Source organism: Dyella sp. (assembly GCF_036568765.1).
GTDB lineage: Bacteria > Pseudomonadota > Gammaproteobacteria > Xanthomonadales > Rhodanobacteraceae > GSA-30.
The window spans coordinates 1-8,937 of the sequence record NZ_DATCRY010000208.1 but is presented as its reverse complement, the minus strand read 5'-3'; the positions used below and the strand labels follow the sequence as shown (position 1 = coordinate 8,937).

10 protein-coding genes are annotated in these 8,937 nt (G+C 63.5%); 6 read left to right on the top strand and 4 right to left on the bottom strand.

Annotated elements, in window-relative coordinates:
* From VIM98_RS14710 to VIM98_RS14690, 5 genes are all read left to right on the top strand, one after another.
* A partial coding sequence (locus VIM98_RS14710) for a DNA polymerase III subunit gamma/tau C-terminal domain-containing protein (RefSeq protein ID WP_331993859.1) occupies window positions 1–613 on the top strand: 613 nt, incomplete at its 5' end.
* A gap of 42 nt (window positions 614–655) precedes the next feature.
* On the top strand, window positions 656–979 hold the full coding sequence (locus VIM98_RS14705) for a YbaB/EbfC family nucleoid-associated protein (protein WP_331993858.1): 324 nt from the start codon (window positions 656–658) through the stop codon (window positions 977–979).
* 302 nt (window positions 980–1,281) lie between these two features.
* Window positions 1,282–1,884, top strand: a complete 603-nt coding sequence (recR, locus tag VIM98_RS14700; RefSeq protein WP_331993857.1) for a recombination mediator RecR — start codon at window positions 1,282–1,284, stop codon at window positions 1,882–1,884.
* Window positions 1,885–1,891: 7 nt separating this feature from the next.
* Entirely contained in the window at window positions 1,892–2,293 is a 402-nt protein-coding gene (locus VIM98_RS14695; protein ID WP_331993856.1) for a GNAT family N-acetyltransferase, read from the top strand.
* A 20-nt stretch (window positions 2,294–2,313) separates the two neighbouring features.
* Complete coding sequence (locus VIM98_RS14690; RefSeq protein ID WP_331993855.1) at window positions 2,314–2,658, top strand: histidine triad nucleotide-binding protein; 345 nt, start codon at window positions 2,314–2,316, stop codon at window positions 2,656–2,658.
* 286 nt (window positions 2,659–2,944) lie between these two features.
* Here the strand turns inward: VIM98_RS14690 and VIM98_RS14685 are convergent, their stop codons facing one another.
* The 4 genes from VIM98_RS14685 to VIM98_RS14670 are packed head-to-tail and all read right to left on the bottom strand — an operon-like array spanning window position 2,945 to window position 7,448.
* The gene (locus VIM98_RS14685; RefSeq protein WP_331993860.1) at window positions 2,945–3,532 is read right to left on the bottom strand and encodes a Slp family lipoprotein; all 588 of its coding nucleotides are present in this window, start codon (window positions 3,530–3,532) and stop codon (window positions 2,945–2,947) included.
* A gap of 48 nt (window positions 3,533–3,580) precedes the next feature.
* Window positions 3,581–5,551 carry a DUF3488 and transglutaminase-like domain-containing protein gene (locus VIM98_RS14680; RefSeq protein WP_331993854.1) on the bottom strand — a complete coding sequence of 657 codons (1,971 nt, stop codon included), beginning with the start codon at window positions 5,549–5,551 and terminating at the stop codon, window positions 3,581–3,583.
* A complete protein-coding gene (locus tag VIM98_RS14675) occupies window positions 5,548–6,507 on the bottom strand; it encodes a DUF58 domain-containing protein (protein ID WP_331993853.1) in 960 nt (319 codons plus the stop codon). Before VIM98_RS14675 ends, VIM98_RS14680 begins: the two co-directional genes overlap by 4 nt.
* Complete coding sequence (locus tag VIM98_RS14670; RefSeq protein WP_331993852.1) at window positions 6,507–7,448, bottom strand: MoxR family ATPase; 942 nt, start codon at window positions 7,446–7,448, stop codon at window positions 6,507–6,509. Before VIM98_RS14670 ends, VIM98_RS14675 begins: the two co-directional genes overlap by 1 nt.
* Between VIM98_RS14670 and VIM98_RS14665 the strand changes: the two genes are divergently transcribed.
* On the top strand, window positions 7,438–8,937 hold a 1,500-nt coding region (locus VIM98_RS14665; RefSeq protein WP_331993851.1), incomplete at its 3' end, for an ArnT family glycosyltransferase. The two genes, VIM98_RS14670 and VIM98_RS14665, sit on opposite strands and share 11 nt — an antisense overlap.

The window sequence follows — 8,937 nt, the reverse complement described above, 5'->3', positions numbered from 1 at the left end:
GCGCATGCTGGCGTTCCGGCCCGCCGATGGCGGCGGTGAGGCTCCGCGCCGCGAGCGCCCGGCAACGGTCCCCACGCCAGCCCCGGCCCCTGCGCCGCAACGCACGGCGCCGCCGATGGATGAGCGTTCCGCTCCGCGTAGTGCGCCGCCTGCCGCCGTACCGCCCCCTGCGGCCGCAGCCGCGGCACCGGTGCCGCGGCGTGAACTACCGCGCGATGCACGAGGTCTGCCTTTGTGGGAGGCCTTGATCGAGCAGGCAGGCTTGCGCGGCCCGATGGGGCAGCTTGCGCTGAATGCGCATTTGCGTGAGCGCGACGGTCATACGCTGGTGATGGGCCTGCAGGCAGCGCATATGCACCTGGCTGTCGAGCCCATGGTGAGCCAGATGGAAGATCGCATCAGCCAAGCGCTGGGAGAGCGAATCAAGCTACGCTTTGTCAGCGACCAGAGCGTGGCCACGCACACGCCGGCCGCGCGGGCGGCGAACGCTCGCGAAGAAGCACAAAGTGCGGCCGAAGAGTCGATCGACAACGATCCGCTGGTACAAGCCCTGAAGCGCGAATTCGGCGCCAAGGTCGTGCCGCAATCGGTCAAACCCTATGAGCGGCCCTGAGCGCTCGGCAATATCCACGACGAACTTACCCGGAGAACGATCATGAGAGGACAACTCGGCCAGCTGATGCAGCAAGCGCAGCGCATGCAGGAAGACATGAAGCGCGCGCAGGATGAGATTGCCAAGCTCGAAGTCACCGGTAGCGCTGGCGGCGGTATGGTGACGGTGGTAATGAGCGGCGCGCACGAAGTCCGTCGTGTGACGATCGATCGCAAGCTGTTTGCCGACGACCCGGAGATGGCCGAGGATCTGGTCGCCGCCGCCGTGAACGATGCGGTGAACAAGGTGGCCGAGGCGAGCAAAGCCAAGCTCGGCGGTGTAACGGCCGGCATGAGCCTGCCGCCTGGGTTCAAGATGCCCTTCTGAGGGATATGAGAGAAAAGCCTGTTTTGTGCCGCGTTCCCTATCGGAGCGACTTCAGGGAACCTCTAAAAACCTCGCAATCGCCCGAACATAGCGAAAGCGGATCCTATCGTTGTGGGAGCGACTTCAGTCGCGACAAGGACTTGCGGTGAGGCACGATTGTCGCGACTGAAGTCGCTCCCACAGAAGAGCCAGTTTTTAGAGGTTCCCTTCAGTCGCGACCGGCAATTCACGGGTCGGGACTGAAGTCGGTCCTACAGCATCCTGCACGTTGCAGGCTTTCTTACTCTTCCATTCGTTCTCTTATGTCCTCCAGCTCATCTCTCCTGACCGACCTCATCGAAGCCCTCCGGGTCCTTCCCGGCGTGGGCGGCAAGAGTGCGCAGCGCATGGCGTTCCATCTGCTCGAACGCGAGCGCGAACGCGGCCTGAAGCTGGCCGGTGCGCTGGAGCAGGCGATGCGTCGTATCGGCAATTGCAGCCGCTGCCGCAATTTCAGCGAAGAGCCGGTGTGCGGGCTGTGCGCCAGTGCCAGCCGCGACCGTCACGTGCTCTGCGTGGTGGAATCGCCGACCGATCTGGCGGCGATCGAGCAGGCGACAGGTTATCGCGGCCAGTATTTTGTCCTGCTCGGCCGGTTGTCGCCGCTCGACGGGCTGGGGCCGGAAGAACTTGGCCTTGGTCAGTTGAGCGAGCGTTTGGCCGAGGGTGAGATCGATGAGCTGATCATTGCCACCAATCCGACTGTGGAAGGCGAAGCCACCGCGCATTATCTGGCCCAGCTGGCACACCGGGCGAACGTACGCCCCAGTCGTCTGGCTCATGGCGTGCCGTTGGGCGGTGAGCTGGAGTATGTCGATCGCGGCACCTTGGCGCATGCTTTCGGCAGCCGACAGAACGTGGATTGATCCGAACATGCCGATTCTCGAGCTTGCGACTCCCGCCATCGACGAATACCGCACCTTGCGTGTGGCGGCTGGCCTGAGCGCCAAGAGCGGCGAGGCGGCCGAAGCCGGATTGAAAAACAGCTGGGCTTCGGTCTGCGTGCGCGAACAGGGGGAACTGATCGGCATGGGGCGCATCGTCGGCGACGGTGGGCTGTTCCTGCTGGTGGTGGATATCGCCGTCGCGCCCGCGTGGCAACGCAAAGGCCTGGGCGCCAGGATCATGCAGGCATTGATGGACGAGTTGCATGCGCGCGCACCGAAAACCGCGCACGTTGCGTTGATCGCCGATGGCACGGCGTGCGAGCTGTATCGGAAGTTTGGCTTTACGATGTCGGCGCCGGGTGCGCATGGCATGCAGATGCGCTTGTAACTTTTTTTAAGGAGCGAATCGTGGGCGACACTATTTTCGGCAAGATCGTCAAGCGCGAGATTCCCGCCGATATCGTCTATGAAGACGACGATGTGCTGGCGTTCCGCGATTTGAATCCGCAGGCTCCGGTGCATGTGCTGTTCATTCCGAAGCGGGCGATCGCCACGCTGGACGAGGCCACGGATGCCGATGCGGAATTGCTCGGCAAACTACTGCTGGCAGCCGCCGCATATGCGCGCGAACAGGGCCTGGCCGAGCAGGGCTATCGCACCGTGGTCAACTGTAATACGCACGGCGGGCAGACGGTGTTCCATTTGCATGTGCATCTGCTGGCGGGAAGGCAGATGCATTGGCCGCCGGGATGAGAAAGATACGTCGATTGCAAGGGCGTTGTAGGAGCGATTTCAGTCGCGACCCGTGAGCTGCCGGTCGCGACTGGAACCTCTAAAAACTCTCTCCTATTCGTCATCCCGGCAACGCCGGGATCCAGTGCTTTGACGCTTCAATGTATCAGAGGCGCTGGGCCCCAGCTTTTTGCTGGACGATGAAAACGGAGGTTCTTAGAGGCTCTTTGAAATCGCTCGACGCCGTCACGAAACGGATTTTCATCTTCCCAAAAAAACGCCGGCATTCGCCGGCGTTTTTTGTCACTTACTTATGTGGGGCTGGGTGCGGTACCACGATCACCCGCGTCGGGCGGTAGTAGTAGCCACCTCCCCAGTACGGACCCCAACCGCCCCACGGGCCCCAGTACGGACCCCAGAACGGGTCGTACCAGCCTGGTGGGTAGGCGGCGACCGCAACGCGCTTGGGCCATAGGTAGACCACGTCGGCTTCCACACGGGGGTAGGCGTAGTCGTATTCGCCGACCTTCTGGCTGACGGTACCGTGCAGCGTGCCGGTGACCGTCACTTCGCGTCCGCGCGAGAAGACTTCCGGATCGTAGAAGCCGGCGCGGCAGGCTACGAAGCGGCCCTGGCCTTCGGACTGACTGCGTGCGGCAGGACGAGCCTCGCTGTCGAGCGGACGCGACATCAAGTAGAAACAGGTCTCCTGCGGACCCGGTTCGGTCTTGATGATCTCACCACCCCAGCGAACCTTGGTGCCGCCAGCGCCGCCCTGCTGGGCCTGCGTGGTGCTGATATCGGTATACGTGCCTTGCAACGGCTGGGGAACCGTCGCGCAGGCGGCCAACATGGCAGTGAGTGCTGCCAGGGCCATCGTCTTGTACATGGGCATGATGGCTTTCTCCTTAGGGGCCGGAAGCATGCTTATCCTCCTACACCTTCATTTGACCACGCGGCGTGGTCGGAATTCCCTTACAGCTTGCCGGAAGGCGCTCAGCAATTCAGGGGGCGGTTCGTCATGGGCGTAGCGTAGGTCGAGATAGCTCCTCATCAGCCGTTCCAGCGTATCGCGCTGATGGGGCAGGGCCCGTGCAGCGCGAGTCAGGTAATGCTGCGGTCCCTCGCTAGGCCGGCGGACAATATCGATGCCTGCCAGTTTATGTTCCAGGCGCATCATCGCTGCCCGCAGCGGGTCGGTTTCGCGTTGGCGCCATAGTGCCCAGGCCAGGCCTATCATGGCAAACAACACGCAGCCAAACGCCAGCACCAGCCCAAGTTTCTCCGCGTCGGCATCCTTGATGCCCAGCGGTGAAAGCAGGCCGCGTTGGCGTATCGCGCTAAACCCCAAAACGCCTTGGTTCCACCAACGGTTGACGACATCCCAGTGATTACGCGCATCGCGCAGCCATGAGCTGCCGAACCATTCTCCTCGGTCGTCGGCCACGGCCGACGCTCCCAGATCGATCCGGTCCGGTCGCACTGCGGCCGTAGGATCGAAACGCACCCAGCCACGGCCAGCCATCCAGACTTCGCCCCAGGCGTGTGCATCCGATTGACGCACCAGCAAGTAGTTGCCCAGGCTATTCCAGTAGCCGCCCTGGTAGCCGGTGACCACTCGGGCGGGAATGCCGGCGGCGCGCATCAGGATCGTAAAAGCCGACGCGTAGTGTTCGCAGAAACCTTCGTGAGTGGAAAACAGGAAATCGTCCATGGCATCGCGGCCGAGCGGCGCCGGTCCCAGCGTGTAACGGAACACGCCGTTATGGAACAGGTTGAGCGCCTCGCGCACAATCCCTGCCGTATCGTCGCCGTGCTGCTGGCGCCAACTGCGGGCCAGGGCAAGTGTTTTCGGGTTATAGCCGCCGGGCAGTTGCAGCGCGCGGCGGCGGCTACGATCATCGAGCTCGGGTTGTAGTCGATAAGCCAGGGCCGACGTCACCGAATAGGTCAACGCGTCATTCACCGGGCGTGGCGCGACGATTTCGCGATCGCCGCCGAATTGCCCTTGCGACGGCGCTTCGACCGGCACGTCCATGGCAGGTAGCACGGCTTGCCCATTGGGCTCCAGGCTCACCTGGTAACGGATCGTCCGTTCCGCCGTGAGTGCGGCCGGTTCGCGGGGGACATCGCTGCGTCCCCAGTCGCGGCCGTCGTAGCGCCACATGACATAAGCACGGAAGTAGCGCAGGTTGTTGGGCGGTGGCGGTCCGTCGAAGCTGACCCGCATGGCGGGGCGGTCGTCGTTAAGTAATTCGGCGAAATCGCCCGGCGACATGCGATCGCTCAAGCCTGTCCGGGCCTGTGCCGAAGGCGGTGCGCCCCAAAGCGGCGAACTCAGGCGCGGCACGGCGACGAACGCGAACAACGCTAACGGTAGCGATAGCGCCAGCATGGTCAGCACTGGCAGGAATTCTCGCCTGAAGCTCAAAGGCAACCGTGCCGGCTCCAGCGCACGCAATGTCGCCAGTGCAGGCAGCAGGCACAGGGCCACCAGGAAAGTGATCACCATGCCCTGATCGAACAACAGCGCCGTCATCAGCGCGAAGCAGGAAAATGCGGTCGCCACGCGGGCATCGCGCGCGCTTTCGGACTCCATAAGTTTGAGCACCAGCAGGCCGACGGCGAGCGCTGCACCGGCCTCGCGTCCGAACAGGCTGCCATAGCTGGTTACGATGGCGACGGCCAGCAGGCCGAGCAGCGGCAGCTTGAGATAGGCCGGCGCACGGCCGGATCGTTCACGTCGTTTGTACCAGCGCCAGACGAGCAACAACACCAACACAAGAACGAGCCAGATCGGCAGGTGTCCGATGTGCAAGAGCAGTACACCGGCGATCGTCAGCGTAAGCAGGTCGAAGGCACGCCGTTCCAACGGTTCTTCATGGCGTGGTTCACGACGCCATACGATCTTCATGGCATGCGCGCCAGTGCGTTCATGCAGCGCTCGTAATGGGGGCGACCGCGGCCGGACGGAATATCTTCGTCGGGTAACCATAAACTGCTGGCACGGCCAGCGGCCTCGGCCTCGCCGATCCAGCGCGCGAGGCGCGATATGCGCGATTCGCTGTCCAGGTGCTTGAGCTGGCGCCAGTCCAACTGCCAGTCGCGACGGCCATGGGGTTGCTCGAATTCCTTGACCAGCAGACCGTGATGGCGCGCGCTGACTTTCCAGGCGATATGCCGCGTAGGGTCGCCAGGATGGTAGTCGCGCAACGCGGCCAGATCGTCGCCACGTCGCGGCTGCCGACGTTGTTCCTCATCGTCGGATGGCAGGTTGGGGGGCGGCCCGGCCGCTTCCGGCCGGGGCCATACCAATACGGTTTGATCCGGGTATAGCCAACTCCAGGTGCGAAACAATCCGAAGGGCCATGTGCTCCAGACCTTGATGCGGGGCAATGCCTGCCAACCGCGCTCGAAGGTTGCCATGGACAAGTCGACGCGAATTTTTTCGTCGCCCTGCAGGGCAAAGGCGTGTGTCTGGCTTTCCATCTCCACGCGAATGCCTTGGTGTGTCCGGCCCTGGCCGACGAAATGCAGGCGGATCTGGATTGGCGCGCCCGCGATGGCATGGCCCGACTGGATGCTGGTCAGTTGCAGTCCGTTCAAACTGCGAAAAGCCACCAGCATGCTCGAGGCCGCCGCCGCGCCAAGCAAGCAGGTCAGGAGCAGGGCGGCGTTGTTGGCGTAGTTGAGTGCGCCGATCAGCATCACGAACAAGAGGACACAAAAGCCGATGCCGAAAAAGGACGGAACGATATAGATACGACGTCGGTGCAGCCGGATCGGCAGCGGCTCCGCTCGTCGGTAGCGAGTCAGTGACGGCAATTTGCGCTCCGCCCAACGTTGCAGGCGCGCGTAGGTGTCGCGCATCAGTTCACCGCAACCTCGGCCAGCAAGCTGCGCGCCAGAGTGTCGCCGGTCGCTCCGCGTGCAGGAACCAGACGATGCGCTGCCAGTGCGACGAACAAGGCCTGGATGTCTTCGGGAATAACGTGACCGCGCCCGGTCAGCCAGGCCCAGACACGGGCGGCGCTCAGCAATGCCAGCCCTGCGCGTGGCGACAGACCAACGCGAATATCGGCATGCTTGCGGCTGGCCGACAGCAAGGCCTGCAAGTAATCCAGCAGGGCGGCACTGGCATTGACCGTCTGAGTTTCTCGATGCAGTGCCGACAGGCTCTGCGCATCCAACTGCGGTTCCAACTGGGCCAGCAAGTCGCGCCGGTCGCTCCCGACCAGCAGGGCGCGCTCGGCCGCGGCATCCGGATAATCGAGCGATACGCGCAGCATGAAACGATCCAGCTGTGAATCGGGCAGCGGGAACGTGCCGTTGAGATCCAGCGGATTCTGCGTAGCGACCACAAAGAAGGGGTGCGGCAGTGTATGTGTCTGGCCATCCACCGTGACCTGACCCTCGGCCATGGCCTCGAGCAGGGCGCTTTGGGTTTTCGGCGTGGCGCGGTTGATTTCATCGGCCAGCAGCAGGCCTGTGAACACAGGGCCGGGGTGGAAGCGGAATTGAGCGGTCTCGCGCTCATACACGCTGACCCCGATAATGTCCGACGGCAGCAGGTCGCTGGTGAACTGCACGCGCTGGAAATCCAGGGCGAAGCTCGCCGCCAGCGCATGCGCCAGGGTCGTCTTGCCGACGCCCGGCACGTCTTCGAGTAGAAGATGTCCGCCGGCGATCAGGCAGGTAAAGGCGAGCTTCACCTGGCGGGGCTTGCCGAGCAGCACGCGATTGACCTGGGCCATGGCGGCATCGAGGCGGGCGCGTAAGGTTTCGTCGTGGAGCGAAGTGATGGCTGACATGGGCGATGGCGGACCGGCTCTGTCGGGACGGGAAGGTCGCGGGGACGAGGGGGGCAGTGTAGCGGCGGGACTCACACGCTGGCGATACGCGTTCGTCACGGCTTTCGTCATTCTGCTAGCCATCAAGCTGGTCATCGCCTGCACACTTTCACCGTTCGGCGACGAGGCGTTCTATTGGATGGAAAGTCGCCGGCTGGCCTGGGGATATAGCGATCTGCCGCCATTGACGGCATGGTTGATTCGTCTGGGCGAAAGCGTTGCGGGCCATAGCCTGTTGGGGATGCGCTGGCCGTTCCTGCTGCTTGGCAGTGCGTTGCCCTGGCTGACGGTTTGGTTCGCACGAGAGGCATTCGGTCGTCGCGCTGGCTGGCAGGCCGGTCTCTTGTGCCTGGCGTTGCCGCTGGCCGGGAGCCTGGGTGTGCTGGCGCTACCGGATGTGCCACTGACGGTGTCGATCTTGCTGGCGATGCTCGCCCTGCTGCGTGCCATGCGCGATGACCGGCTCGCCGATTGGTGTCTGCTGGGCGTTGCGCTGGCGCTGGCCTGGGCGACCCACTACCGCGCCGCGATGGCGATGCTGGCCGGCTTGTTGGTGCTCACGCTTACAGCGCGCGGGCGTCGGCAATGGCGGCGCGGCGGTTTCTGGCTGGCCATGGTGCTGGCCGCGATGGGCTTGGTGCCGTTGGTCATTTCCAACTGGCAGCAGCACGGTGCCGGCATCGCCTTTCAGGCAGTCGAACGCAATAGCTGGCAGTTCAAGCCCGATGCGATGATCCAGCCGCTGGAGCAGGCCTTGGCTTGCACACCGTTGCTTTACGCATTGTTGCTGTATGTCGCATGGATTTGCTGGCGCCGGCGCAGGGAGGGCGCGCCATGGGATGTGGTGGCGTTGATGTCGCTGGGCTTCGTTGTTCCGTACTTCGTTCTGGGGCTATTTGCTGACGACCTGCGCTTTCGCGTGCATTGGCCGTTGCCAGGTTATCTGCCCTTGCTTGGTGCGGTGCCCGTCTGTTGTGCGGCCTGGACGCAGACGCGCAGTGGACGATGGTTCTTGCGATGTGCCTTCGTGCTCGCGGCAATGGGGCAACTCGGCGGCATGACATACCTGGCTATGGCCGCCTCGACCGGCGGTGCGGCTGCACTGACATCGGTGAAAGCCTTTCCGGCTAATTTCGTCGGCTGGCGCGAAAGCGCGACGATGGCCGAACATTGGGCGAAGAACAATGCAACGGTCTTGGTCGCCGACAATTTCATGCTGGCGGCGGAGTTGGAATTTCAGCGCGGCGCGCCGCCGGTTTACGCGTTGGATAGCCCGCTCAACGTAAAGCATGGCCGCGCGCCTCAACTGGCGATCTGGCAACTGAACGAGGCCGGTTTGCGGGCCATGCATCCGGGCGCCCCTGTCGTGCTTGCCGTCGACGAAACGGCGTTGCGTGCGCGTGAGCGCGCAGCGTGGCTAGGGCAGGTATGTTCGCGCATCGCCCAGTTG